The sequence below is a fragment of the Brachybacterium sp. SGAir0954 genome (assembly GCF_005490785.1).
Classification (GTDB): Bacteria; Actinomycetota; Actinomycetes; order Actinomycetales; family Dermabacteraceae; genus Brachybacterium; species Brachybacterium rhamnosum.
The window spans coordinates 2,783,415-2,809,256 of sequence record NZ_CP027295.1 but is presented as its reverse complement, the minus strand read 5'-3'; the positions used below and the strand labels follow the sequence as shown (position 1 = coordinate 2,809,256).

The following is a 25,842-nucleotide window of genomic DNA, read 5'->3' as shown; positions in this document are numbered from 1 at the left end:
GCCTCAGACGACGATGTTCACCACGCGCGGTGCCTTCACGATCACCTTGCGCACCGTCTGCCCCTCGAGCAGCTGCTGGACCCGGCCCTCGGCCATGACCAGCGCCTCGAGCTCGGCCTCGCCGATCTCGGGATCGACCTCGACCTTGTGACGCACCTTGCCCTTGATCTGGACCACGCAGGTGACCGCCTCGGCCTTGGCGAGCTCCGGGTCGGCGACCGGGTAGGGCGCCCGCACGAGGGACTCCTCATGGCCCAGTCGCTGCCACAGCTCCTCCGCGAGGTGCGGGGCGAAGGGCGAGACCATGAGCACGAGCGGCTCGAGCGCGGCGCGTGGCGCGCCGTTCTCACCGGAGGTCTTGGTCAGGTGGTTCACGAGCTCGATGAGCTTCGCGATCGCCGTGTTGAACTGCATCTGCGCCATGTCCCGGGTGACACCCTCGATCGTGCGGTGCACGGTCTTCAGGGTCGCCGGCTCCGGCTCGGCGTCGGAGGCGATCAGCTCACCGGTCTCCTCGGAGACCGCCAGGCGCCAGAGGCGCTGGAGGAAGCGCTGCGAGCCCACGACGGCGCGGGTCTCCCAGGGGCGGGACAGGTCCAGCGGGCCCATCGACATCTCGTACACGCGCAGGGTGTCCGCGCCGTACTCCTCGTACATGTCGTCGGGGGCGACGGCGTTCTTGAGCGACTTGCCCATCTTCCCGTACTCCTGGGTGACCTGCTCGCCCTGGTACGTGAAGGTGCCGTCGGCCTCGGCGACGACCTCCTCCGCGGGGACGTGCACGCCCCGGGAGTCGGTGTAGGCGAAGGCCTGGATGTAGCCCTGGTTGAACAGGCGGTGGAAGGGCTCCTGGCTCGTGACGTCGCCGCGGTCGAAGAGCACCTTGTGCCAGAACCGCGCGTACAGCAGGTGCAGCACCGCGTGCTCCACGCCGCCCACGTACAGGTCCACACCGCCCGTGCCGCCCGCCTCGCGGGGGCCCAGCCAGTACTCCTCGTTCTCCGGGCGCACCAGGTGCTCGGTGTCCGTGGGGTCGATGTAGCGCATCTGGTACCAGGAGGAGCCGGCCCACTGCGGCATCGTGTTCGTCTCGCGCAGGTAGCGCTTGGGGCCCTCGCCCAGGTCCAGCTCGACCTCGACCCAGTCCGTCGCGCGGGAGAGCGGGGTCTGCGGCTCGGTGTCCTTGTCGTAGGGGTCGAAGGTCTTCGGGGAGAAGTCCTCGACCTCCGGCAGGTCCACGGGCAGCATCGAGGCCGGCAGCGGGATCGGGGTCTCCGGGTCCGCGGGGTCGTAGACGACCGGGAACGGCTCGCCCCAGTACCGCTGGCGCGAGAACAGCCAGTCGCGCAGGCGGTAGGTGGTGCGGGCGCGGCCGAACCCCTTCTCCTCGGCGAAGGCGGTGGCGCGGGCCTTCGCCTCGTCCTTGTCCAGGCCGTCGAGGTCCAGCTCGGCGGAGGCGGAGTTGATCTTCTCGCCCTCGCCGGTCCAGGCGCCGCCGGTGAAGTCCTCCGGCGGGCGCACGGTGCGGATCACGGGCAGCTCGAAGCGGTCGGCGAAGGCGAAGTCGCGCTCGTCCTCCGCGGGGACCGCCATGATCGCGCCGGTCCCGTAGCCCGTGAGGACGTAGTCCGCGGTGAACACGGGGATCTCGCGGCCGTCCATGGGGTTCACGGCGAACCAGCCGGTGAACACGCCGGTCTTCTCGCGGTCGTCCGCGGTGCGCTCCTCCGCGCCGAGGGACGCGGCGCGCTCCTGGTAGGCGGTGACCGCCTCGCGCGGGCTCGCCGCGCCGCCGGTCCACGCGTCCTTCGTGCCCTCGGGCCAGGCGGCGGGCAGGGCGGAGGCGTCCTCGAGCAGCGGGTGCTCGGGGGAGAGGACCGTGAACGTCGCTCCGAAGAGGGTGTCCGCGCGGGTCGTGAACACGTCGAAGGTCGCGTCCTCGACGCCGGCCAGCGGGAAGGTGACCTCGGCGCCGTGGCTGCGGCCGATCCAGTTGCGCTGCATCGAGCGCACCGACTCGGGCCAGTCCACGCGGTCCAGGTCGTCGATGAGGCGGTCGGAGTACGCGGTGATGCGCATGTTCCACTGGCGCAGGCGCCGCGTGAAGACGGGGAAGTTGCCGCGCTCCGAGCGGCCGTCGTTGGTGACCTCCTCGTTGGCCAGCACGGTGCCCAGGCCCGGGCACCAGTTCACCGGGGTCTCGGAGATGTAGGCGAGGCGGAAGGCGTCGGCCAGCTGCGCGATCTCGGCGTCGGAGGCGGAGGGGACCTCGGCGGCGGTGCGGCCGGCCCAGGCCTCGGGCAGCGTGATCGACTGCCGCTGGGCGAGCGCGAACGGGTCGACGGTCCCGGCGCGCAGCTCCTCGCGCAGCTCGGCGATCGGGCGCGCGCGGCCGATGATGCCGTCGGCGTTCTCGGCCGTGGGGTCGTACCAGGAGTCGAAGATGCGCAGGAAGATCCACTGCGTCCACTGCACGAACTCGCGGTCGGTGGTCGCGAGGGAGCGGCGGGAGTCGTGGGACAGCCCCAGGCGGTGCAGCTGGCGGCGCATGTTCGCGACGTTCGACTCGGTGGTCACGCGGGGGTGCGTGCCGGTCTGGACGGCGTACTGCTCGGCGGGCAGGCCGAAGGCGTCGTAGCCCATCGTGTAGAGCACGTTCTTGCCCAGCATGCGCTGATGGCGCGCGATGACGTCGGTCGCGATGTAGCCCAGCGGATGGCCCACGTGCAGCCCCGCCCCCGAGGGGTACGGGAACATGTCCATGATGTACATCTTCTCGCCGAGCTCCGCGGCGGAGCGCCCGTCGGAGAGCGCGCCGACGGGGTTCGCGGCACGGAAGGTGCCCTCCTCGTCCCAGCGCCGCTGCCAGCGCAGCTCGATCTGATCCGCCACCTCTGCCGTGTACCGGTGGGGTGCCTCGCTCATGGATGTCTCGCCTTCCTCGGATGGTGCGGAGCCTCCGCACGACGGTCCTGACATGAAGAAACCCCCGCACAGGCGAGGGGAGCCGCGCCGGTCCCGAGCTCCGCGCCCGGCACCGTGGTGCGGGGGAGGCGGGATTGTCCGACGCGGCTACGGAAGCAGGAGCCGTCGAGTCACCCGGCCATGCTACCGCGCGTCGTGCGGGTCGGTCCTGCCTGCCCGGGGGAGCCGGTCGGGAGTCACACGCCGAGCAGCGCGGAGACGGCGAGCAGCGCGAGGACCGTGCCGATCGTCGTGATGAGGACCGTGTCCCGGGCGAGGTTCTCCGCGGCCTGGTAGCGGGCGGCGGCGACGTAGACGTTCTGCGCCGTGGGCAGGGCCGCCATGACGACGACCTCGTACAGCCCGTGGCCGCTGAGGCCGAACAGCAGCCCGATGCCGAGCGCGAGCAGCGGCATGAGCACGATCTTCGCGATCGAGGAGATAGCGATGAGGCCTCGGTAGCCGTCGTCCTTCGCGAGCGGCCTCGACCCGTGCAGGGAGAGCCCGTAGGCGAGGAGCATCGCGGGGATCGCCATGTCGCCGAGGGAGGAGAACGGCTCGAGGACCACCTCGGGCAGCCGCACGCCGGCGCCGGCGAGCACCCCGCCCACGGCGGCCGCGATGATCGTCGGGTTCGCACCGATGCTGCGGGCGACGCCGGCGAGCCCGAGCCTCGACTCCTGGGTCTGCGTGTGCAGGACGAAGAGGTACAGGGGCGTGTAGACCGCCTGCTGGAAGAGGATCACCGGCAGGGCGTGCGAGATGTCGCCGAGCACGTACGCGGCGATCGGGAAGCCCATGTTCGCGCCGTTGACGACGGAGCCGCTGATCGCGGCGATCGTGAGCTCGGTGCCGCGGCGCTTCGTGAACAGCCGCAGGCCCACCCACAGCAGCACGCCCATGAGGAGCCCGGAGATGCCGGCCACCGCCATCGGCACCGAGAACACCTCGCGGGGGTCGGACCCGAGCAGGCCCACGAGCACCAGGGCGGGGGAGGCGAGGAAGAAGGTCGCGCGGTTCAGGACGTAGCGGCCCTGGGGGCCGAGGATCCCGGTGCGCCCGGCGATCCATCCGATCGCGATGAGCGTCCAGACGATGAAGAACCCGGCCAGGACCCCGCTCATCGGGCGGGGGAGGGCACGGGGGTCAGCACGGTCCCGATCCTATAGGGGTGGGTGGATGTCCGCTGCTGAGGTCCAGCGCGCGGGACGGAACCCGGCCGGGGGAGCGGTCAGCGTGCCCCGACGCTGTGGCGGCCGCTGATCTGGTCGGCCATGCCCGGGACCGGCTCGGCACCGTCGTGGCCGAGGGCCACGATCCGGTTGAGGTCATCGACGTGGACGACCTTCGGCTCGTGCTCGGCGACCTCGCGCTCGTCGAGCTGGCCGTAGCCCATGATGATGACGAGGTCCCCCGGGGCGACCAGATGGGCGGCCGCGCCGTTGATGCCGATCACACCGGTCCCGGCGTCGCCGCGGATCACATAGGTGGTCAGGCGGGCGCCGTTGGTGATGTCGGCGATCGTCACCTGCTCGTTCTCGACCAGGCCGGCGGCATCCACGAGATCGGCGTCGATCGTCACCGATCCCACGTAGTGCAGGTCCGCCTGGGTGACCGTGGCACGGTGGATCTTCGAGGTCATGAGAGTGCGCAGCACGTGCACCAGTCTCCCATGCGCGATGATGGGGGCGCCCGCATCCGTCAGGAGGATCACGATGCCCAAGGCTCGCCGCCGTTCCACCCACCGATCCAGCCGGTTCGAGGACATGGCCCTGCCCGAGGAGCTGCTCGGCGTGCTCGCCGAGCAGGGACTCGACCGCGCCTTCGAGATCCAGGAGGCGATCCTCCCGGACGCCCTCGCGGGTCGCGACGTCCTCGCCCGCGCGGAGACCGGCTCCGGCAAGACCCTCGCGTTCACGCTCGCGATGACCGCCCGCTTCCGGCACCGCAAGGTGCACCGCCGTCGGCCGCTGGGCATCGTCCTGGTCCCCACGCGTGAGCTCGCCGTGCAGGTCGTGGACACGATCCACCCCTTCGCCCGCGCCATCGGCGTGCGCGCCCAGCTCGTCTCCGGCGGCATGAACATCGACAAGCAGGCCGAGGCCCTGAACCGCGGCGTCGAGATCGTCGTGGCCACGCCCGGCCGCCTCATCGACCTCGCCGAGCGCGGCGGGATCTTCCTGGACCGCGTCGAGACCACGGTCATCGACGAGGCCGACCACATGGCCGATCTGGGCTTCCTGCCCCAGGTGCGCGACATCCTCGCCGCGACGGAGATGGGCACCCAGAAGATGCTCTTCTCGGCGACGCTGGACGGTCAGGTCGAGGAGATCGTCGACACCTTCCTCGTGGATCCGGTCACCCACGAGACCACCCCGGTCGCCGCGGCCGTCGAGACGATGGCCCACCACGTGCTCGCGATCGCCCCCTCCGCCAAGCGCGAGGTGACCGCCCAGCTCGCGAACCGCGAGGGCCGCACCCTCGTGTTCACGCGCACGCAGCTGGGCGCGGAGCGCGTCGCCCAGGAGCTCATCGAGGTCGGGGTCCCCGCCGCGGCGCTCCACGGCAACAAGCAGCAGGGCCTGCGCACCAACGTGCTCGCCGGGTTCCGGCAGGGCGCCTACCCGGTGCTCGTGGCGACCGACGTCGCCGCGCGCGGCCTGCACATCGACGACGTCACGATGGTGATCCACGTCGACCCGGCCGACGACGTCAAGGAGTACGTCCACCGCTCGGGCCGCACCGCGCGCGCGGGCGCCGCCGGCACCGTCGTCACCCTCGCGCTCCCGCACCAGGTCAAGGTCACCCGCTCCGTGCTCGAGGGCGCGAAGGTCGAGGGGACCTGGGCCGACGCCCCCGACGCCTCGGTCGAGGCGATCGCGGCGCTGGGCGGTCGCACGCCGCTGGGCGAGCCGGCCGAGGACCCCGCCGCGGTGAAGTACAAGGGCGCCCCGCGCAAGCTCGACCTCAGCCGCAAGGGCGGGGCGAGCGCGCGCAGGGCGGAGGAGCGCCGCGCGAACGAGGAGCGGCGCGCCTCCTGGGAGGAGGAGCCGGAGAGCGGCTCCGGACGCCGCGGCGGCGGTCGCCCCGGCGGCGCCGGACGTGCCGGCGGTGCCGGGTCCCGGGGACGCTCCGGCGCCCCCACCCGCGCCCCGCGCGGAGGGGCCTCCGGCCGTGGCCGCGCCGAGGGCGCCGAGCAGGGCGGCCGCGGTCGCCACGGCGCAGCCGACACCGGTCGCGGGCGGCGCGGCGGCGATGCCGGTCGCGGGCGCTCCGGGGGGTCCGACGCCGGTCGCGGCACAGGGCGCGGAACCGGCCGTGGCCGCGGCCCCGGCGCAGGCGGGAAGGGCCGCGGCTCGCGATGAGCATCAGCCTGTTCGACATGTTCAAGATCGGGATCGGCCCCTCGAGCTCGCACACCGTCGGACCGATGCGGGCGGCGGCGCTCTTCGCCCGTGAGCTCCTCGCCGATCCCGGGCTCGCCCCGCGGGTGGCGGACGTCACCGTCCACCTCTACGGCTCGCTCGCGGCCACCGGGGCGGGCCACGGCACCCTCGACGCCGTCGTCATGGGGCTCGAGGGCGCCGACCCCGAGACCGTGGACCCGGTCGCCGCCCGGGAGCGGGTCGCGCGCATCGAGGCGGAGGGCGGCCTGCTGATGGGCGGCACCGTGCCCGTCTCCCTGCGGCCCTCCACGATCGTCCTGCACCCGCTGACCTTCCTGCCCCAGCACTCCAACGGGATGACCTTCCTCGCCCTCGATGCCGTCGGCGAGGAGATCGCGCGGCGACCCATGTTCTCCGTGGGCGGCGGCTTCGTCGTCGATCAGGCGGACATGGACCGTCCGCTCGCCGAGCTCGCCGCGGAGGACGACGGCCGGGCGATCTTCACGACCGGCGCGCAGCTGCTGCGGGTCTGCGAGGAGCGCGGCATCTCGATCTCCGAGGCGATGCTGCTGCGGGAGCGGCAGTGGCGCAGCGACGAGGAGATCCGTTCCGGGGCGCTCGCGATCTGGCAGGTCATGAGCGAGTGCATCGATCGGGGCGTCCGCACCCAGGGGGTGCTGCCGGGCGGCCTCGAGGTGAAGCGACGCGCCGCCTCCTGGTTCGACTCGCTGAGCGTCGAGGACCCGGTGCGCCTGCCGATGAACGCCTTCGAGTGGGTCTCCCTCGCCGCGCTCGCCGTCAACGAGGAGAACGCGGCGGGCGGTCGCGTCGTCACCGCGCCCACCAACGGCGCCGCCGGGATCATCCCCGCCGTGCTCCACTTCGCGACCCGGTACATCGAGGGCGTGGACCCGGACGAGATCGCGGTGCGCTTCCTGCTGACCGCCGGGGCGATCGGCTCGCTGTACAAGGAGCACGCGTCGATCTCCGGCGCCGAGGTGGGCTGCCAGGGCGAGGTCGGCTCGGCGTGCTCGATGGCCGCGGCCGCGCTGTGCGAGGCCATGGGCGGCAAGCCCGCCCAGGTCGAGAACGCGGCGGAGATCGCGATGGAGCACAACCTCGGGCTCACCTGCGACCCCGTGGGCGGGCTCGTGCAGGTGCCGTGCATCGAGCGCAATGCCATGGCGGCCGTCAAGGCGATCACCGCGGCGCGTTTCGCGCTGCGCGGCACGGGCGAGCACTTCGTGTCCCTCGACGCGGTCATCGAGACCATGCGGCAGACGGGCAAGGACATGTCCGAGCGCTACAAGGAGACCGCCATGGGCGGGCTCGCCGTGACGATGGGCCAGGGGGTCCCGGTCAGCGTCCCCGACTGCTGATTCGCACCTCGCGCGGGACGGAGGAGGCGCCGAGCCGGTCCCGGACCAGCGCCCGCACCCCGTGCGGCGTGATGACGCGTCCCTCCTCGTGCTCCTCCTCCTCGAGCACCACGTGGGCCACGGTGCGCCGGCCGAGCTCCTCGTCGGGCACGAAGCGCAGGTGCACCGAGCGGATGCCGTCCTGTGACTGCAGCAGTCGCACCACGCCGCGGGGATCGCGGAGCATGCCGGGGCTCGCGTCCGGGGCGTCGGCCCGGGCGGTCACGTGCACGGAGCCCTGCTCGTCGATCTCGCCGTGGTCGGTGACGAGCCAGCGTCGGCGGGTGAAGGAGGTGCGGGTGCGCAGCACGCCGTCCCGCACCCGGATCTCCACGCCGTGGAGGGGCCGGCCGTCCACGGTGAGGGTCCCGGTCTCGACGCTCCCGTAGACGTCGTGGACCCGGGAGTGCCAGTGGCGGGCGAGGTCCGCGCGCAGCTCGTCGGGCAGGACGTCGGTCGTGGAGACGATCCGGTCGATGCGCAGCGGCACGTGGCCGCTGAGCTCGCGGTCCGCGGCGAGGACGTCCGCGAGGTGCACGGGGGTGCCCACGAGCATCCGCGGCGAGGTGCGGTGGAGCAGGGCGACCCGGTCCACGACGCGCAGATGGCTCACGTCCACGAGCGGGGACCCGGCGCTCAGCGCGGAGAGGGCGAGCAGCAGCCCGTGCGCGTGGACCCCGGGGATCGCGGTCGCCACGCGGGCACCCCTGCGCATGCCGATCCGGCGGGCGAGGTCGGTGAGGGTGCGCAGCTGCGACGCGGTGAGCGGCCCCCGCTCGAGCACCCGGGGGGCGCCGGTGGTGCCGCTCGAGCGCAGGTCGAGGTGGCCGTGGCCGGCGAGCGCCGTGACGAGCACCTGGCGCAGCGGCGCCCAGGGCGGGAGGTCGCCGAGCCGGGGGCGCTCCGCCCCCCGGCGCTCGAGCAGCTGGAGATGCCCCTGGAGGTCGCCGGCGGTGAGCTCGCCGTGCACGTCGATGAGCACCACGGAGCGGGGTCGCGTCGCGGCCCGCAGCCGCAGAGCGGTGCGGGCATGGGCGAGTCGGCCGGGACGGAGCAGTGCCATGGTCACCGCACCCCTGCGTGCGGGCGCGGCGCGCTCTCCCCGGTGCGGGCGGGGAGGTGCGGACCGGCGGCGCCGCGGAGCGGGCCGTCGGAGGAGGGGAGTGCCATGGGCACCACCGTAGTCGGCTCGGGGGCCGCCCCGCCGGACCGCCCGGGGACGTCGCCGCGGGAACCTCGGACCGCGACCTGTGGCCTGGGTCTCAGGCGCTATGGTGGGTGCCGAACCGAACGCCCAGGGCCCTCGCGGGCCCAGGAACAGGAGCGCTGATGTCCGACGACGCCGTCACCGGGATCGACCACCTCGGCTCCGGGAGCCGCACCTTCCCGCCGCCCACCGAGTTCGTCCAGAACGCCGTGGCGCGCCCCTCGCTCTACGAGGAGGCCGCTCGTGACCGCCTCGGCTTCTGGCGCTCGCGCGCGCAGCTGCTGAGCTGGAAGACCCCGTTCACGGAGACGCTGGACTGGTCGAACCCGCCGTTCGCGAAGTGGTTCGCCGACGGCACCCTGAACGCCGCCTACAACGCCGTGGACCGCCACGTCGAGTCCGGCCACGGCGACCAGGTCGCGCTGCTCGCGGAGTACGAGGACGGCTCCGACGGCACCTACACCTACGCCCAGGTGAAGGACGAGATCTCGCGGATGGCGAACGTGCTCACCGATCTCGGTGTGCGCACCGGCGACCGGGTCGCGATCTACCTCCCGATGATCCCCGAGGCCGTCTTCGCGATGCTCGCCTGCGCCCGCCTCGGCGCCCCGCACTCGGTGGTCTTCGGCGGCTTCAGCGCCGATGCCCTGCGCTCGCGCATCGAGGACGCCGAGGCCCGCGTGGTCATCACGGCGGACGGCCAGTTCCGCCGCGGCAAGGCGATGGCGCTCAAGCCCGCGGTCGACGAGGCGCTCGCCGGCGGCGGCGCGTCGGTCCAGAAGGTGCTCGTGGTGCGCCGCACCGGTGGGGACGTCGAGTGGACCGAGGGCCGCGACGTGTGGTGGCACGAGGCGCGCGAGACCGCCTCCGTCGAGCACGAGCCCGTCTGGGTCGAGGCCGAGCACCCGCTGTTCATCCTCTACACCTCCGGCACCACCGGGAAGCCCAAGGGGATCGTCCACACCACGGGCGGCTACCTCACGCAGACCGCGTACACGCACCGCGCGGCCTTCGACATCAAGCCCTCCACGGACGTCTACTGGTGCACGGCCGACGTCGGCTGGGTGACCGGGCACAGCTACGTCGTCTACGGGCCGATGGTCAACCGCACCACCCAGGTCATCTACGAGGGCACCCCGGACACCCCGCACCAGGGCCGCTGGTGGGAGATCGTCGAGAAGTACAAGGTCACCCAGCTGTACTCCTCGCCCACCGCGATCCGCACCGCGATGAAGTGGGGCGAGGAGATCCCCGCGAAGTTCGACCTCTCCTCCCTGCGCCTGCTGGGCAGCGTCGGCGAGGCCATCAACCCCGAGGCATGGATGTGGTACCGCCGCGTGATCGGCGGCGACCGCTGCCCGATCGTCGACACCTGGTGGCAGACCGAGACCGGCGCGCTCATGATCTCGCCGCTCCCGGGCGTCACCGCGACCAAGCCGGGCAGCGCGCAGGTGCCGCTCCCCGGCATCAGCGCCGAGGTCCTCAACGACGCGGGCGAGCCCGTGGAGAACGGCCAGGGCGGCTACCTCGTGCTCACCGAGCCGTGGCCGTCGATGCTCCGCGGCATCTGGGGCGACCCGGAGCGCTTCGAGGAGACCTACTGGTCCCGCTTCCCCGGCAAGTACTTCGCCGGGGACGGCGCCCGCAAGGACGAGGACGGCGACATCTGGCTGCTGGGCCGCGTGGACGACGTCATGAACGTCTCCGGTCACCGTCTCTCGACCACCGAGATCGAGTCCGCCCTCGTCAGCCACGAGTGGGTCGCGGAGTCGGCCGTGGTCGGCGCGGCCGACGAGACCACCGGTCAGGCCGTGGTCGCCTTCGTCATCCTGCGCTCGGGCACCGAGGACGCGATCGCGGAGGCCGGTGGCGAGGACAAGGCCGTGGAGATCCTGCGCCAGCACGTGGGCAAGGAGATCGGCCCGATCGCGAAGCCGAAGCGGGTCCTCCTGGTCACGGAGCTGCCCAAGACCCGCTCGGGCAAGATCATGCGCCGCCTGCTGCGCGACGTGGCCGAGAACCGACAGGTCGGGGACACCCAGACCCTCGCCGACTCCTCGGTCATGGATCTCATCCAGAAGGGCCTCACCGGCAAGGGCTGACCGGGACGAGCGGTCAGCATCCGAGGCGCGGACCGGACCGGCAGCGAGGACGCCGGCCGCGACGGGATCCCGTCGCGGCCGGCGTCCTCCTCCTGCGGGGTCAGCGGGTGATGACCACGTCCCCCGACGAGGACTCCACCGCGATGTGGCCGACGATGTCGCCGTCGGCCCCGGTGATGAGCGGATCGACGCGCGTCTCGCCGAGGTCGGTGACGGCGTCGACGGTGCGGCGCGCCGTGCCCGGCGCGCGGACGGTGACGCTGCCGAGGTCCGCGGCGATCCGGACGTCCCCGGCGGCATCGGGGGCGAGCCCCAGGTCGACCTCACCGGTGTCGCTCGTGATGTCGACGCCGGAGGTGACGGGGGCGGCGAGGTCGACGGAGACGTCGCCGAAGTCCGTCGCGACCGTGAGCGGGCCGGTCACCGTGAGGTCCTGCAGGTCCACGGCGCCGGTGTCGGCCTGCACGTCCAGGGCCGAGAAGGAGCCCTGGGCCTCGACGTCGCCGTAGTCCAGCTGGATGTCCAGGTCGAGGTCGAGGTCCTCGGGGACCACGAGCAGGAGGTCCCGGGTGTCGTCGAGCCACGGCACGGGGTTCCCACCGGAGGGCTGGCGCACCGAGATCGCCGGGTGCTGGGCGGTGCCGGAGTCCGTGAACCGTGCGAGCACGGTCTCCCCGGCCGGCGGCGGCGTCGTCGCGCCGGACTCCACGAGGGAGAGCGTGACCTGCTGCGCGTCCGCCTCCCGGACGACGGTCACGTCGCCCACATCGGCCTCGAGCGAGAGCGCGGTCGGGCTGCCGAGCTCCTGCGTGGAGGCGACGGTGGTCATGTTCCGGTCGAGGTACCAGGGGATGAGCACGCTCGCCGCGAGCAGCACCAGGACCAGCAGGACGATCAGCGAGCCCAGGAGCACGCTCGCCGTGCGCCACGGGCGGTCGCGGCGAGGATCCGGGGTGAGGTGCCGGGGCGGGTCGAGACGGTGACGGGGCTCCGCGGCCGGCGCGGCGGCGGGGGCGGGAGCAGGAGGCAGGGCGGTCATGAGCGGTCCTCCGATTCCAGGTAGCGCAGCACCGCCATGACACGGCGGTTCTCGCCGTCCACGGGCGGGAGGTCGAGCTTGGTCAGGAGCGAGGAGATGTGCTTCTCCACGCTCCCCGCGGAGACGAACAGGGCATCGGCGATCGCCTGGTTGGAGCGACCCTGCGCCATGAGCGAGAGCACCTCCCGCTCGCGCGGAGTGAGCTGCTCGAGCACCCTCCGGCGCCGGGAGCGCACGAAGATCTGCTGGACCACCTCCGGGTCGAGCCAGGTGCCGCCCCGGCCCACCTCGTCGACCACGCCGAGGAAGTCCTCGACGTCGGCGACGCGGTCCTTGAGCACGTAGCCGAGGCCCCGCGGGGAGTCCGCGATGAGCTCGGAGGCGTAGCGCTCCTCGACGTACTGGGAGAGCACGAGCAGGGCGACGTCCGGGTCCTGCGCCCGGATGAGGGTCGCCGCCCGCACCCCCTCGTCGGTGAAGCTCGGGGGCATGCGCACGTCGATCACGGCGAGATCGGGGGAGTGCTCGGTGACGGCGTGGAGCAGCGGGGTCGCCTCGCCCACAGCGGCGACGACCTCATGGCCGGCGTCGGTGAGCAGGCGCTCGAGGCCCGCCCTCAGCAGCACGGCGTCGTCGGCGATGACGATCCTCATCGGGTGGCCTCCTCAGGGGCGGGGACGGCGACGCGGGCGGGCGTCGCGGGGGAGCGGGGCGGAGCGGCGTCGGGCAGGGGGACCACGGCGAGCAGCACGGTGCCGCCGCCCTCGGGGCTCGCGACCTCGAGCAGGCCGCCGGTCGCGCGCACCCGGTCGGTGAGGCCGGCGAGCCCGGTCGAGCGGCCGTCGCGGTGCACGCGGGCGCCGCCGCGGCCGTCGTCCTCGATGCGCACGCGCAGGGAGTCCTCGGTCTGGGCGAGGGTCACCGAGGCGCGGCGCGCCCCCGCGTGCTTGGCGATGTTCGTGAGCGCCTCGGCGACGACGAAGTAGGCCACCGCCTCGCGCTCCCGGTCCAGCGGGCGGGGCAGGTCCACCTGGAGGTCGACAGGCACCGCGGAGCGGGCGGCGAGCGCGGAGAGCGCCGCGTCGAGCCCGCGGTCGGTGAGCACCGCCGGGTGGATGCCCCGGGCGAGCTGGCGGAGATCGGTGATGACCGCCTTGGTCTCCGAGTGCGCCCGGGTGACGAGCTCCTCGGCGCGGTCCGGGTCCGTGCGGATGCTCTGACGCGCCATGCCGAGCGTCATGCCGAGCGCCACCAGCCGCGGCTGCACGCCGTCGTGGAGGTCCCGCTCGATCCGCAGCCGCTCCTGGGCGGCGGCGTCGACCGCCCCCTGGCGGCGCACGGCGAGCTCGGCGACCTGGCCGCGCAGGTCCTCCTCGGAGCCGGAGATCATCGCACGGGCGAGCCCGCGGTCCGAGAGCGCACCCAGCACGAGCATCAGCAGGGAGACCACGAGCGCGGCCGCGCCGATCCCCGCGAGTCCCCAGCGGGGGAGCTCGACGGTGCCCAGGGTCAGCGCGCCGTGGCGCACGGCGACGTCGACGGCGACCCAGGAGACGAACAGGGCCACGAGCGAGAGCAGGGCGAAGACCCCGGCGACGAGCATCGCGAGATGGTGGTGCAGCACGCCCTTCCAGAACCAGCCCGAGCACACGTCGAGCCACATCCCGTGCAGCCACCCCGCGAACCCGGTGCGCGCCGAGCGGCGGCGCGCGGGCACGATCACCTCGAGGCCGTGGACGGCGACCGCGCGGCGGCGCTCCACGATCACGGCGGCCCGCATGGCGACCACCCACGGCACGAGAAGCAGGAACCCGCTGCCGAGAGCCGGCAGGCTGCCGATCCCGGTCAGCAGCAGGGTCAGCGAGATCCAGAACCAGGTGAGCAGGAGCATCCCGCCGATGACCACGGAGGCCAGCGAGGCGGGGGTCACCCGGGCGCGGCGCGGGGCCGACCGGGTGCGGCCGGGGGCCGGCGGGGCGGAGGTGTCGTCCATGGACAGGACACTATGCGGCGGCCCGCGACCGGCCCCACCGGGGACTCCGACGGATCCCGCGGGGGATAGCCCCCGCCCCGACGTGGCGGGGGACTCGCCCGGGAAGGCCCGTCCCCGCCCACCGATGCGGTTCAATGGGTCCATGAGCAGTGACGCGAAGACCCCGGCCGGCGACCCGGCCCCCACCGAGCGCGACGAGGCGGCCTCGTCCTCGACCTCCCCCCAGGGCTCGCTGCGGGACGTGGCCAACTCCCTGGGCATCTCGAGCGCGGTCGCCCTGCGCGCCCTGCGCGGCATGGACGACATCCGCCCCGCCCTCCGCCGCCGCGTGCAGGAGGAGGCCGAGCGCCTCCGCTTCCCGCTGGAGGAGCTCGCGGGCGAGACCGACCACCGCGGCGTCGTCGCCGTGCTCGTCAACACGATGCGCAACACCTGGATCTCCGACCTCGTGCGCTCGATCCGCATCGAGCTCACCGCGACCGGCCGCACCGCCGTCGTGGTCCCGACCCGTCGCCGCGTCCCCGAGTACCCCGTCGCCGCGGACACCGACGCGATCGAGTCCCTCGTGCGGCTCGGCGTGGACGGCTTCCTCATGGTCTCCGACCTGGCGGACATGGACAGCGTCATCGCGGCGACCGGCGACCGCCCCTTCGTGGGCATCGGCTGCTCGCAGGAGTACGTGGGCCGCATCGACACCGTCCGCATCGACGACGAGGTGGGCCAGGGCCTGCTCGTCGACCACCTGGTCGGCCTGGGCCACCGGGACATCGCGCACGTCGGCGGGGTCGGCGCGGCCGTGGCCCGCGAGCGCGCGGACGCCTTCCGTCGCGCCATGGCGCGCCACGGCCTCGAGGACCACGCGCGCATCGAGCCCGGTGACTTCACCGAGCAGGTGGGACAGACCGCCGGCAACATGCTGCTGCGCGGCAGCCACGTGCCCACCGCCGTCACCTGCGCGAACGACGTGACCGCCGTGGGCGTGCTCTCCGCCGCCCGCGAGGCCGGCTTCTCCGTGCCGGACCAGCTCGCCGTCGCCGGCTACGGCAACACCTCGCTCGCCTCCTCCGGCATCGCCCAGCTCACGAGCGTCGACCCGAACTCCGATCGCCTCGGGGCGCTCGCCGCGCAGTTCCTCGTGGAGCGCGTCTCCGGCCACGAGGTCGAGGCCCGGGACGTCGCCGTCGCCCCGACGGTCGTCGTGCGCCGCTCGAGCTCCGCCGGCCCTCGGGCCGAGTCGCCCAAGCGCAAGCGGATCTCGGTCGACTGACCGCCGGCCCCGCGTCACCCTTTCCTGACCCTGCGAACCCTGCGATAGGCTCCGACCATGATCAACACCACGAACGATCCGAGCACGCCGCCGACCCAGCGGTCCATCGGTGAGCTCGTCCAGTCCATCAAGGACGAGATCCTCGGCGTCGTCCATCACGAGATCGACATCGCCAAGAAGGAGCTCACCGCCCTCGGCATCAAGGTCGGCATCATCGCCGCCTGCGCCGCGGTGCTGCTCTTCCTCCTGCTCTCCGCCTGGGTGATGCTGCTGTTCGCCGCGGCCACCGGGCTGCAGGCCCTGGGGCTGCCGGCCTGGGCCTCCTTCCTCATCGTGGCGGGCGTGTTCATCCTGCTCGGCGCGATCGCCGGCCTGGTCGCCTTCCTCGTCTCCAAGAAGCTCAAGGCCCCCGAGACCACGATCGAGACGGCGCAGTCCGCCGTCGGCGCGGTCCAGGGCAAGCGCCGCAGCAACACGGTCTCCTACGACGACACCTTCGAGGAGCTCTACGGGAAGCCGGCGGCCACGACCGCCACCTCCTCCAGCTCCTCCTGAGACCCGCGCCCCACCAGGGCGATCCCGGGCCGCGCGCCCGGTACCCTGGTCGGCGTGACTCTCCACCTGCACGACACCGCCACCCGCACCACCACCGCGCTCACGCCGGTGCGCGAGGGGGCGGTGTCGCTGTACGTGTGCGGCCCCACCACACAGGGCGGCCCGCATCTCGGGCACCTGCGCACCTTCCTCGCCTTCGACGTGCTCGTGCGCTGGCTCGAGCGCAGCGGGTACGCGGTCACCCACGTCCGCAACGTCACCGACATCGACGACAAGATCCTCGCGAAGGCCGCGGAGAACGACGCCGAGTGGTGGGCCTGGTCGCTGCGCTTCGAGCGTGACTTCCACGCCCTGCTGGACGCCGTCGGCAACCGTCGACCCGATTACGAGCCGCGCGCCACGGGCCACGTCCCCGAGATGATCGCGTTCATGGAGCGGCTGATCGAGCGCGGCCACGCCTACCCGGACGGCCGGGGCTCCGTGTACTTCTCCGTCGCGTCGCTCCCCGAGTACGGGGCGCTCACCCGCCAGAGCCCGGAGGACATGCAGGACTCCGGCGAGGAGACCGAGCCCGGCAAGCGGGACCGCCGCGACTTCGCCCTCTGGAAGGCCGCGAAGGACTCCGAGCCCGCGACCGCCTCGTGGGACACGCCCTGGGGACGCGGCCGGCCCGGCTGGCACCTCGAGTGCTCCGCGATGAGCCTGAAGTACCTCGGGGAGACCTTCGACATCCACGGCGGCGGCCTGGACCTGCGCTTCCCCCACCACGAGAACGAGCAGGCCCAGTCCCACGCCGCGGGCCACGGCTTCGCGCAGCGCTGGATGCACTCGGGCATGCTCACCGTGGACGGGCTGAAGATGGGCAAGAGCCTGGACAACTTCGTCACCGCCGCGCAGGCGCTCGCCGAGAACCCGGTGCCGGTGGTGCGGCTCGCCCTCGTCTCCGGCCACTACCGCGCCAACGTCGAGTACAACGCGAGCTCGCTGCGCGAGGCGAAGACGGTCTGGGAGCGCTTCGGCGCCGCCGCCCGCCGTGCCGCCGAGCAGCTCGCGGGCACCGAGCACGCCCCCGCCGCCGCACCCGACGTCGATCACGGCGCCGTGGAGCTGCCGGCGGAGTTCACCGCCGCGATGGACGACGACCTCGCCGTCCCCGAGGCGCTCGCCGTCGTGCACCGCGAGCTCTCCGCGCTCAACGCCCTGCTCGCCGCCGGCGGCGAAGCGTCGGAGGTCGCGGCCGGGCTCGCGCGGCTGCGCGCGATGCTCGACGTCCTCGGCCTCGACCCCCTCGGCGCGCAGTGGCAGGACGCCGGCGCCGGGGACGAGACCGAGCACCACGCCCTGGACGCGCTCGTCCAGGCACAGCTGAGCGCACGGGCGGCCGCCCGTGCGGACAAGGACTGGGCGCGCGCGGACGAGATCCGCGATGCCCTGACCGCTGCCGGCATCCGCGTCGAGGACGGGGCCGACGGCGCCCGCTGGACGCTCGCACCGCGCAGCTGAGGAAGAAGGAACCCCATGGCAGGCAACAGCTCACGGCGCGGCGCCATGCGCCATTCGAAGAAGGGCGCGACCGTCGGCTCCGGCGGTGTGCGCCGTCGCGCCCTCGAGGGCAAGGGCCCCACGCCCAAGGCCCAGGACCGCCCCGGTCACAAGGCCTACGCGGGCGGCGCGAAGAAGAGCTCCGGCGCGAAGGCGAGTCCCGGCAGCGACCAGGTCGCCGGGCGCAACTCTGTGCTCGAGGCACTGCGCGAGGAGGTCCCCGCGACCCAGCTCATGCTCATGACCCGCATCGAGGTCGACGAGCGGGTGCGCGAGATCATGCGCCTCGCCGCCGCGCGCAACCTCCCCGTCACCGAGGTGCCCCGCTCCGACCTGGACCGCCGCACCGACCACGCGGTGCACCAGGGCGTCTCGCTGACGATCCCTCCGTACCAATACGCGGAGGTCGACGAGCTCCTGCAGATCGCCTCCGACGCCTTCGAGCCGCCGCTGCTGATCGCCCTGGACGGCATCACCGATCCCCGCAACCTCGGAGCGATCCTCCGCAGCGCCGACGCCTTCGGCGCGCACGGCGTGATCCTCCCCGAGCGTCGCAGCGTGTCGATGACCGCGAGCGTCTGGAAGGTCGCGGCGGGCGCCGCCGGCCGCGTGCGCGTCGCCCAGGTCACGAACCTCAACCGCACGCTCTCCTCGCTCAAGTCCCAGGGCGTGTTCGTGCTGGGCCTGGACGCGGACGGCGACGTCACCAGCCGCGAGCTCGAGCTCGGCACCCAGCCGGTCGTGCTGGTCGTCGGCGCGGAGGGCAAGGGCCTGTCCCGGCTCGCGCGCGAGACCGCGGACCAGGTCGTCTCGATCCCGATGGCCGGCCGCACGGAGTCCCTCAACGCCTCCGTCGCCGCCGCGATCTCCCTCTACGAGATCGCCGGCGTGCGCGCCGCGCAGGGCCGCGCCTGACCTCGCTCCACCAGCACGAGAGGGGCGGCACCGGACGGTGCCGCCCCTCTCGTGCGCCCGGGGCCGTGAGCGGCCCCGGCGGGTTCAGGACTCGATGATCGGCAGCGCCGAGGTCTCGGTCGTGACGAGGGACTTCTCGTCGGGACGGTGGACGAGCACGGTGAGGATGTAGTCCCGGACCGTGTCGTCGAGGCTGACGTCCGCGCCGCGCTCCTCGGAGAGGAACCACTTGTGCTCGAGCACCTCGTGGAAGAACTCGGGCGGCTCGAGCTTGGAGCGCATGCCGCGCGGGATCGCCCGCACCACGGGCTCGTACTGCCGCTGCAGCCACTCGTGGGCGACGAACTCCTCCTCCTCGGCCTGCTGCTCGGTCGCGGCGCGGTAGTGGTCGAGGTCGTTGAGCAGCCGGCGGGCCTGGTTCTCCTGCGCGTCGATGCCCGTCAGCCGCATGAGCCGGCGGGCGTGGTGGCCCGCGTCGACGACCTTGGGGCGGATCGAGAGCGAGGTCCCGTCGAGGTCCGTGGTGATCTCGAGCTCGCCCACGTCGAAGCCGAGCTTGTTGAGCTTCTCGATGCGGGCGGAGACCCGCCAGCGGTCGTCCGTGGAGAACTGCTCCCGCGCGGTGAGCGCGTCCCAGAGGTCGTTGTAGCGGCGCACGAGGTCGTCGCCCACCTCGACCGGGTCCGACTCCGGGTCGATCATGTCCCCGGCCTGGAGGTCCATGAGCTCGCCGATGATGTTCGTGCGGGCCAGGTCGAGATCGTAGCTGCGCTGGCCGTCGGAGAGCTGCTCGTGCAGGCTGCCGGTCTCGACGTCCACGATGTACGCGGCGAAGGCGCCCGCGTCACGGCGGAAGAGCGTGTTGGACAGTGACACGTCGCCCCAGTAGAAGCCCTCGAGGTGCAGACGCACGAGGAGCACCGCGAGCGCGTCGAGCAGCCGGTGCGCGGTGTCCTGCCGGGAGACCTGGCTGAACACGGCGCGGTAGGGGAGCGAGAACTGCAGGTGCCGGGTGATGAGCACGGCGTCCAGCGGATCGCCCTGCGGCGTCGTGCGGCCGGAGATCACCGCGAACGGCGTCACCGCGGGGATGCCGAGCCGGCCCAGGACCTTGAGCATGTCGTACTCGCGGCGGGCGAGCGTGTGGTCGATCTCCTTGAGGGCGAGCACACGGCCCGAGACCCGGGCGAAGCGGACCACGTGACGGGAGATGCCGCGGGGGAGGGCGGCCAGGATCTCGTCGGGCCAGTCCTCCAGCGGCTGCTCCCAGGGCAGGTCCAGCAGGGCCGGATCCGCACGGGACGCGGTGATCTCCAGGGGTGCCATGGCTCCATTGTCCCCCAGGTCGGGGTCACCTCGCACGGGAGATGCCGGGACCTGCGCCCCCGGGGAGGGGCGACGGGCGCCCGGCCGGTGGCCGGACGCCCGTCGAGGACGAGTCCTGGGAGGTCAGTCGCCGAGACGCTGGCCGGACTTCACGTCGAACAGGTGCAGGTGGCCCTCCTTGGGGCGGAAGTACACCGTCTCCCCCTTCATCGGGGGGCGGCGGCCGTCGACGCGGGCGATGACCGGCTTGGCGGTCTCGTCGGCGCCGGCGAGGCGGCCGTAGACGTAGGCGTCCGCGCCGAGCTCCTCGACCACGTCGACCTCGACCGCGAGGCCCTGGCCGTCACCGACGAGCTCGAGGTCCTCGGGGCGCACACCCACGGTCACGGAGGACTCGTTGGTGTCGGAGAGGGTGGTGCGGTCCACGGGGAGGGTCGCGCCGCCGAACTGCACGCCCTGATCCGTGAGCTTCTCCTCGATGAGGTTCATCGCGGGGGAGCCGATGAAGCCGGCCACGAAGACGTTGTCCGGGTGGTCGTACATGCGGCGGGGGGTGTCGATCTGCTGGAGCACGCCCGCGTTGAGGACGGCCACGCGGTCGCCCATCGTCATGGCCTCGGTCTGGTCGTGGGTCACGTACACCGTGGTGACGCCGAGACGACGCTGCAGCGAGGCGATCTGGGTGCGGGTGGACACACGCAGCTTCGCGTCGAGGTTCGAGAGCGGCTCGTCCATGAGGAACACCTGGGGCGAGCGGACGATCGCGCGGCCCATGGCGACACGCTGACGCTGACCGCCGGAGAGCGCCTTCGGCTTGCGGTCGAGGTACTCGGTGAGGTCGAGGATCGCGGCCGCGTCCTCGACGCGCTTGCGGATCTCCGCCTTCGGGGTGCCCGCGATCTTCAGGGCGAAGCCCATGTTGTCCGCGACGGTCATGTGCGGGTACAGGGCGTAGTTCTGGAAGACCATCGCGATGTCGCGATCCTTCGGGGGGACGTCGGTGACGTCGCGGTCGCCGATGAGGATGCGACCCGCGTCGATCTCCTCGAGACCGGCGAGCATGCGCAGCGAGGTGGACTTGCCGCAACCCGAGGGGCCGACGAGGACGAGGAACTCGCCGTCGCCGATCTCGATGTTGAGGTTGTCCACGGCCGGGCGCTCCTGGCCCGGGTAGACGCGCGAGGCGTTGTCGAACGTGACGGTAGCCATGGTGATTCCCTTCACCGGCAGGTACGTGCCGGACGATCCGTTGTGAAGTAGTACTGCTCAGTGCTCACCGGTACTCCGCAGGATCGCGTGGTGCTTCCCTGCACCGGCAGGGAGAGTGTAGCCCATCTCTCCTGTGACAGGGACCACCGTCTGCCCAGGTCGGCTGCGCACCGGTGGCCCATACTTGTCCGGTGGACATCTCCGATCTCGCCCGCCGCCTCCTCGACCGTCGCGACAGCGCGGACGCGCCGCTGCGCATAGTCCAGACGGGGCACCCCGCGCTGCGCCGCCGCGCCGCGGGCGCCGTCGCACGTCTCGACGCCGGCCTCGCCGAGCTCCTGCCCGAGCTCGCCGACGCGATGACCCTGACCATGCGCGAGGCGCCCGGGGTCGGGCTCGCCGCCCCGCAGATCGGACTGCCGCTGCAGATGGTCGTCGTCGAGGACCGCTACGCCGGTGACGAGGGGGAGGACGAGGAGGACGACCTCCTCGAGCGCCGCCCGCTCGCCCTGCGGGCCCTGCTCGACCCCGCCGTCGAGCTGCTCGGCACCGAGCAGGTCTACGCCTGGGAGGGCTGCCTCTCCGTGGACGGCTTCAGCTCGATCGTCCCCCGCTCCCGGCGCGTGCGCCTGCGCGCGACGGAGCTGCTGCCCACCGGTGAGCTGCGCGATGTCGACGAGGAGCACCGGGGCTGGACAGCCCGCATCCTCCAGCACGAGACCGACCACCTGCACGGCGTGCTCTGCCACGACCGATCGGTCCCGCGCTCCTTCTCGGGCAACACCTACGTCCCCCGCCTCGCCGAGCTGCCCGAGGCCGTGCGGCGCCTGGGCCTGACCGGGGACATCGAGCGCCTCGGCGACGGCGAGGTCGTCGTCGACACCGCCCGCCGCTGAGGACCGGCGCCGCCCCGGACCGCGCCGCGCAGGGCGGTCCCGGGCTCTCCGGGTAGGTTGTCCCCGTCCCACCACCGACGGAACGGAGCACCCGGTGACCTCGACCGACAACACCCCCGCCCAGATCCCCGCGGAGGAGGGCGACAGCGCGCTCGACGAGCGCTGGATCGCCGTGCTCGACTCCGCGGTCGCCGCGCAGGCGCCGCTCGCGCGCCGCTACGTCGCGCACCTGCGCGCCGCGCACCCCGAGGCGGACCGCGCCGAGCTGCTGCGCATGATCTCCCGCCGCTTCACGCTGCTCGCGACCGCGAGCGGCGCCGGGATCGGCGGCGCCGCCGCCCTCCCCGGCATCGGCACGATCGCGGCGATGGGACTGACCGTCGGCGAGGGGCTCAGCTTCGGCGAGGCCGCGGCCTTCGCGATGCTCGCGACGGCGGAGATCCACGAGATCGACATGCGCGACCGCAACACGCGCCGGCTCGTGCTCATGGCCGTCCTCAGCGGGGAGCGCGGCGAGCAGATCATCGCCCGTGCGATGGGTCGCTCCGGCCACCAGTGGGGGAGCGTGCTCGCCGGCGGCGGCGTCGTCCCCTCGCTCGTGACGAAGCAGGTCTCGAAGTACGTGCGGCGCCGCGTGCTCTCCCGCAGCGGCAGCCTCTGGCTGGGCCGGCTGCTCCCCTTCGGGATCGGCGCCGTGATCGGCGGGGCGGGCGCCCGCGCCGTCTCCCGCAGCGTCGTATCCGCCCTCGAGGACATCTTCGCCCAGGCCGTCACCGTCCATGGGGAGACCGTCGAGGGGACCGCGCCGGACCAGGTCGACGCCCGCCGCGGCTGACCCCGGCGACACCCGCACCCGACGTCGAAGGGCCCCGGATCACAGGATCCGGGGCCCTTCCGCTCGGTCGGGGCCGTGCCTCGGACGCGCCGCGCTCAGTCGACGCGGGTGAACTCGTTCTCGTGCTCGGTGCCGACGGCGCGCTCGTAGGAGCGACGGATCTCGGCCTCGGCGTCCGAACGGCCCTCCCAGTGGGCGCCCTCGACGCTCTTGCCCGGCTCGAGGTCCTTGTAGACCTCGAAGAAGTGCTGGATCTCCAGGCGGTGGAACTCGGAGACGTCCGTGAGCTCCTGACGACGCACCTGACGGCGGTCGCCGACGGGCACGGCCACGATCTTGTCGTCGCCGCCGGCCTCGTCGCGCATGCGGAACATGCCCAGCGCACGGCAGCGGATCAGGCAGCCCGGGAAGGTCGGCTCCTCGAGCAGGACCAAGCAGTCCAGCGGGTCGCCGTCCTCACCGAGGGTGCCCTCGATGAACCCGTAGTCATCGGGATAGCGGGTGGCGGTGAACAGCATCCGGTCCAGCCGGATGCGACCGTTGTGGTGATCCACCTCGTACTTGTTGCGGTTCCCCCGGGGGATCTCGATGGTCACGTCGAATTCCACGACTGCCGCTCCATTGCTCCTGGCCCAGCGGGCTCTCGTACTGACCTCGACACTCTATCGTGGGGGAATGGTCTCCGAGCGCATATGGCGGAACACGGCGATCGCGCTGTGCGCGGCCGTCCCGCTGAGCTTCTACGTGGTGGGCGACCTCGCCGACGCCTTCCCGGGGGTCCTCACGACCGTCTCCTCCGGGAGCGGTCAGGAGGCCGGCCCGCGTGCCGTCGCCGAGGACGACGAGCGCGTCACGGTGCCCGCCCCGAGCGGCGGGATAGCGCCGAGCGTGGACCCGGAAACCTCCGCCGACCTGGCCTCCCGTATGGACGAGCACGCCTCCGAGCCGGTGGTCGACGGGAACCTCGCCTACAGCGTCGTGGACGCCGGGACCGGCGAGGTGATCGCCGAGCGCGACGCCGGGACGGCCCGGGTGCCCGCGTCGACCCTCAAGCTGCTCACCGCCGCCGCGCTGCTGAGCGAGGTGGACCCCGGGGAGACCCTGACCACACGGGCCCTCGTGAGCGACGGCACTGTCGTGCTGCAGGGCGAGGGTGACATGACGCTCGACGAGGGCGACCTCCGCACTCTCGCGGAGGGTGCCGCGGGGCTGGCCCGCGAGCAGGGGAGCGGCACGGTCCACCTCGCCGTGGACACCTCCGCGATCCAGGGCGGGGAGAACCCCGCATGGGGGAGCAACGGGACCGCGGGCGGCTGGGTCACCCCGACCGCGGCGATGGCTCTGGACGAGGGGTGGCTCGACGGCGAGGAATACGGACCCAAGTCCACCGATCCCGTCGGGGACGTCGCCTCCCGCTTCGCCGAGCTGCTGGGGGAGCAGGGGGTGGACGTGGAGGGGTCCGTCTCCGAGGGGACCGCGCCGGAGGGCGCCGCCGCCGTCGAGGTCGAGTCCGCGCCGCTCTCCGAGATCGTCCGCCACACCCTCCAGATCTCCGACAACACGACCGCCGAGCTGCTCGGCCACCTGCTCGCCGCCGCCCGCGGCGAGCCGACCACGCCCGAGGGTGCGGCCGCCGCCCTCACCGACGGGGTCCGCGAGCTGGCCGCCGAGGTCGGTGTGCCCTCGAGCGACCTCGACGACCTCGTGATCCGGGACGCCTCGGGCCTCTCGACGCAGAACCGGGTCCCGCCCGCTCTGCTCGCCGCCGTGCTCGGCGAGGTCGCCTCTGGCGGCGTGCCGGCCCTCACCCCGATCCTCTACGACGTGCCGATCGCCGGGCTCTCCGGGACTCTCGCCGAACGGTTCTCCGAGAAGGAGGCGAGCACCGCCCGCGGCCTGGTGCGGGGCAAGACCGGCTACCTGGGCGGGTCCTCGGCGCTCGCGGGGACCGCCGTCCTCCCCGACGGCCGGACCGTCGGCTACTCGATCGTCGTCCACGGCTTCGACGGCTCGCGCGCCGCGGAGGCCCGCGCCGCGGCGGACGCCGTCGCCGCCGAGCTCGTCCAGGGCGAGTGATGGCCGGACCGCCGCCCGTCGTCGCCCGCGCCCGCACGGCGGTGCGGCTCGCGCTCACCGAGCGGATCGAGCAGCTCGCCGACGACACCGACGCCGCCCGCTACACCCCGACCCTCGTCGTGGGGCTCAGCGGCGGGGCGGACTCCCTCGCCCTGCTCGCCACCACGGTGTGGGTGGGACGCCGCATGGGCCTCGGCACGCTCGCCGCGATCGTCGACCACGGTCTCCAGGAGGGCTCCGCGGGAGTCGCCGAGCGCGCCCGGGTCCAGGCGGAGGACCTCGGTGCGGAGGCGATCGTGCTGCACGTCGCCGTGGACCTCACGACCGGCGGCGGCGTCGAGGCCGCCGCGCGCACCGCCCGCCACGAGGCCCTGGTCCACCTCGTCGAGGAGCGGGGTTCGCTCGCGCTGCTGCTCGGCCACACCCTCGACGACCAGGCCGAGCAGGTGCTCATGGGCCTCGCCCGCGGCGCCGGGCCCCGCGCACTCGCCGGGATCCCGCGCCGCCGCGGCGCGATCCTGCGACCGTTCCTCGGTAGCGGCCGCGACGAGAGCACCTGGCTGCGCCGCGCGGACACCGAGGAGATCTGCCGCGTGCACGAGCTCGAGTGGTGGGAGGACCCGATGAACGCGGACGAGTCCCTGCTCCGTGCCCGCGTGCGCCACCGGGCGCTCCCGCTGCTGCGGGAGCTGCTCGGCGAGCAGATCGATGAGAACCTCGCCCGCACCGCCGAGCTCGTGCGCCCCGACGCCGACCATCTCGACGCCGAGGCCGAGGAGCTGCTCGCGGCCCTCACCCGCGACGGCGGCGAGCTCCGGGAGGAGCGGGACCTGCTGCTGTTGGACGTGCACGCCCTCGCCGCCGCCCCGACCCCGCTGCGCACCCGGGTGCTGCGCGACGCCTCGCGCCGTGCGGCGGCCGCCGCGGGCTCCTCCTCGGGCAAGTCCCTGCTGCGCCGGCAGGTGCTCGCCGCGGACTCCCTGACCGTCACATGGCACGGTCAGGCAGCGGTGCCCCTTCCGGGTAGGATCGAGGTCGCTCGTCGCGACGGAATGCTGGTATGGCGAAGGGGTGACCCCTGAGGACCTCGAGGCGCGGCGACCGCACCCACG

Annotated in this window: 21 protein-coding genes; 11 read left to right on the top strand and 10 right to left on the bottom strand. The window is 73.2% G+C overall.

The features are described 5' to 3' along the window. Nucleotides 1-3: 3 nt before the first annotated feature. From leuS to panD, 3 genes are all read right to left on the bottom strand, one after another. Nucleotides 4-2,925 (bottom strand): leucine--tRNA ligase, encoded by a 2,922-nt coding sequence (gene leuS / locus C1N80_RS12630; RefSeq protein WP_137771091.1) that lies wholly within the window; start codon nucleotides 2,923-2,925, stop codon nucleotides 4-6. 236 nt (nucleotides 2,926-3,161) lie between these two features. Continuing rightward, a complete protein-coding gene (locus C1N80_RS12625) occupies nucleotides 3,162-4,088 on the bottom strand; it encodes an AEC family transporter (protein ID WP_137771090.1) in 927 nt (308 codons plus the stop codon). A 107-nt stretch (nucleotides 4,089-4,195) separates the two neighbouring features. Beyond that, nucleotides 4,196-4,621 carry an aspartate 1-decarboxylase gene (gene panD / locus C1N80_RS12620; RefSeq protein WP_137771089.1) on the bottom strand — a complete coding sequence of 142 codons (426 nt, stop codon included), beginning with the start codon at nucleotides 4,619-4,621 and terminating at the stop codon, nucleotides 4,196-4,198. Nucleotides 4,622-4,679: 58 nt separating this feature from the next. On the opposite strand from panD, the gene C1N80_RS12615 reads away from it, so the two are divergent. After that, nucleotides 4,680-6,329, top strand: coding sequence for a DEAD/DEAH box helicase (locus C1N80_RS12615; RefSeq protein WP_137771088.1), 1,650 nt, complete (start codon nucleotides 4,680-4,682; stop codon nucleotides 6,327-6,329). Continuing rightward, nucleotides 6,326-7,729, top strand: coding sequence for an L-serine ammonia-lyase (locus C1N80_RS12610; protein WP_137771087.1), 1,404 nt, complete (start codon nucleotides 6,326-6,328; stop codon nucleotides 7,727-7,729). Before C1N80_RS12615 ends, C1N80_RS12610 begins: the two co-directional genes overlap by 4 nt. Here the strand turns inward: C1N80_RS12610 and C1N80_RS12605 are convergent. Further along, nucleotides 7,710-8,831: an AMP-binding protein gene (locus C1N80_RS12605; protein WP_137771086.1), complete on the bottom strand. Its 1,122-nt coding sequence runs from the start codon at nucleotides 8,829-8,831 to the stop codon at nucleotides 7,710-7,712. The two genes, C1N80_RS12610 and C1N80_RS12605, sit on opposite strands and share 20 nt — an antisense overlap. 266 nt (nucleotides 8,832-9,097) lie before the next feature. Here C1N80_RS12605 and acs point away from each other — a divergent pair, with 266 nt between their 5' ends. Next, entirely contained in the window at nucleotides 9,098-11,077 is a 1,980-nt protein-coding gene (gene acs / locus C1N80_RS12600; RefSeq protein ID WP_137771085.1) for an acetate--CoA ligase, read from the top strand. A 100-nt stretch (nucleotides 11,078-11,177) separates the two neighbouring features. Here the strand turns inward: acs and C1N80_RS12595 are convergent, their stop codons facing one another. From C1N80_RS12595 to C1N80_RS12585, 3 genes are read right to left on the bottom strand one after another with little or no spacing between them, the layout of a single operon-like run. Next, the gene (locus C1N80_RS12595) at nucleotides 11,178-12,116 is read right to left on the bottom strand and encodes a DUF4097 family beta strand repeat-containing protein (RefSeq protein WP_137771084.1); all 939 of its coding nucleotides are present in this window, start codon (nucleotides 12,114-12,116) and stop codon (nucleotides 11,178-11,180) included. Then, entirely contained in the window at nucleotides 12,113-12,769 is a 657-nt protein-coding gene (locus C1N80_RS12590) for a response regulator transcription factor (protein ID WP_137771083.1), read from the bottom strand. Before C1N80_RS12590 ends, C1N80_RS12595 begins: the two co-directional genes overlap by 4 nt. Beyond that, a complete protein-coding gene (locus tag C1N80_RS12585) occupies nucleotides 12,766-14,109 on the bottom strand; it encodes a histidine kinase (protein WP_137771082.1) in 1,344 nt (447 codons plus the stop codon). Before C1N80_RS12585 ends, C1N80_RS12590 begins: the two co-directional genes overlap by 4 nt. A gap of 142 nt (nucleotides 14,110-14,251) precedes the next feature. Between C1N80_RS12585 and C1N80_RS12580 the strand changes: the two genes are divergently transcribed. Genes C1N80_RS12580 through rlmB form a run of 4 tightly spaced genes read left to right on the top strand, consistent with a single transcriptional unit; the run spans nucleotide 14,252 to nucleotide 18,388 of the window. Continuing rightward, nucleotides 14,252-15,376: a LacI family DNA-binding transcriptional regulator gene (locus C1N80_RS12580; RefSeq protein ID WP_240811121.1), complete on the top strand. Its 1,125-nt coding sequence runs from the start codon at nucleotides 14,252-14,254 to the stop codon at nucleotides 15,374-15,376. Nucleotides 15,377-15,433: 57 nt separating this feature from the next. After that, complete coding sequence (locus tag C1N80_RS12575) at nucleotides 15,434-15,931, top strand: phage holin family protein (protein WP_137771080.1); 498 nt, start codon at nucleotides 15,434-15,436, stop codon at nucleotides 15,929-15,931. 54 nt (nucleotides 15,932-15,985) lie between these two features. Further along, nucleotides 15,986-17,434, top strand: a complete 1,449-nt coding sequence (gene cysS, locus C1N80_RS12570) for a cysteine--tRNA ligase (protein ID WP_137771079.1) — start codon at nucleotides 15,986-15,988, stop codon at nucleotides 17,432-17,434. A 15-nt stretch (nucleotides 17,435-17,449) separates the two neighbouring features. Next, complete coding sequence (rlmB, locus tag C1N80_RS12565) at nucleotides 17,450-18,388, top strand: 23S rRNA (guanosine(2251)-2'-O)-methyltransferase RlmB (RefSeq protein ID WP_137771078.1); 939 nt, start codon at nucleotides 17,450-17,452, stop codon at nucleotides 18,386-18,388. An 84-nt stretch (nucleotides 18,389-18,472) separates the two neighbouring features. Here the strand turns inward: rlmB and C1N80_RS12560 are convergent, their stop codons facing one another. Together C1N80_RS12560 and C1N80_RS12555 are read right to left on the bottom strand one after the other, a co-directional pair. Then, nucleotides 18,473-19,714 carry a DUF4032 domain-containing protein gene (locus tag C1N80_RS12560; RefSeq protein WP_137771077.1) on the bottom strand — a complete coding sequence of 414 codons (1,242 nt, stop codon included), beginning with the start codon at nucleotides 19,712-19,714 and terminating at the stop codon, nucleotides 18,473-18,475. A 123-nt stretch (nucleotides 19,715-19,837) separates the two neighbouring features. Continuing rightward, nucleotides 19,838-20,923, bottom strand: a complete 1,086-nt coding sequence (locus tag C1N80_RS12555) for an ABC transporter ATP-binding protein (protein WP_137771076.1) — start codon at nucleotides 20,921-20,923, stop codon at nucleotides 19,838-19,840. A gap of 191 nt (nucleotides 20,924-21,114) precedes the next feature. On the opposite strand from C1N80_RS12555, the gene C1N80_RS12550 reads away from it, so the two are divergent. Then, nucleotides 21,115-21,819, top strand: coding sequence for a peptide deformylase (locus C1N80_RS12550; protein WP_137771075.1), 705 nt, complete (start codon nucleotides 21,115-21,117; stop codon nucleotides 21,817-21,819). 94 nt (nucleotides 21,820-21,913) lie between these two features. Beyond that, entirely contained in the window at nucleotides 21,914-22,654 is a 741-nt protein-coding gene (locus C1N80_RS12545; RefSeq protein ID WP_137771074.1) for a hypothetical protein, read from the top strand. Between the two features lie 95 nt (nucleotides 22,655-22,749). Here C1N80_RS12545 and C1N80_RS12540 read toward each other — a convergent pair whose 3' ends face one another. Then, nucleotides 22,750-23,262 (bottom strand): inorganic diphosphatase, encoded by a 513-nt coding sequence (locus C1N80_RS12540; RefSeq protein WP_137771073.1) that lies wholly within the window; start codon nucleotides 23,260-23,262, stop codon nucleotides 22,750-22,752. A gap of 67 nt (nucleotides 23,263-23,329) precedes the next feature. Between C1N80_RS12540 and C1N80_RS12535 the strand changes: the two genes are divergently transcribed. Together C1N80_RS12535 and tilS are read left to right on the top strand one after the other, a co-directional pair. Then, complete coding sequence (locus C1N80_RS12535) at nucleotides 23,330-24,730, top strand: D-alanyl-D-alanine carboxypeptidase/D-alanyl-D-alanine-endopeptidase (RefSeq protein ID WP_137771072.1); 1,401 nt, start codon at nucleotides 23,330-23,332, stop codon at nucleotides 24,728-24,730. Beyond that, nucleotides 24,730-25,812, top strand: a complete 1,083-nt coding sequence (gene tilS / locus C1N80_RS12530; RefSeq protein WP_137771071.1) for a tRNA lysidine(34) synthetase TilS — start codon at nucleotides 24,730-24,732, stop codon at nucleotides 25,810-25,812. Before C1N80_RS12535 ends, tilS begins: the two co-directional genes overlap by 1 nt. The last annotated feature ends 30 nt before the right edge of the window (nucleotides 25,813-25,842 follow it).